A 278-nucleotide genomic window follows, 5' to 3' on the forward strand; every position below is an offset into this window, starting at 1 on the left:
CTTCGGCGGCCAGGCACTCGGCAATGCCTTGCATAATGACTGTCTTGCCCATGCCGCCCGTCGCGTGCAGCACGAGCGGCAGACCCGGCGTGCGGGCATGCGCGACAATCGTATCGAGCACCGAACGTGCGATAACCGTTCGGACCTCGGGGAACGCGTCCGGCGTCGGATAGAGACGCTCTTCATGATCGACGTCGAGCTCGGCAAGCACGGCTACCCGGTCAACACGCTTGTCGGTCTCGCTTCCCGGACCCGCCTTGATGCGGATGAGATTGCGC

The 278-nt window shown here is 64.4% G+C and carries 1 protein-coding gene; it reads right to left on the minus strand.

Annotation, left to right across the window (positions count from 1 at the left end):
* On the minus strand, positions 1–278 hold a 278-nt coding region (locus EN869_RS34185; RefSeq protein WP_135916174.1), incomplete at both ends, for a hypothetical protein.

Source organism: Mesorhizobium sp. M2D.F.Ca.ET.226.01.1.1 (assembly GCF_004022705.2).
Lineage (GTDB): Bacteria > Pseudomonadota > Alphaproteobacteria > Rhizobiales > Rhizobiaceae > Mesorhizobium.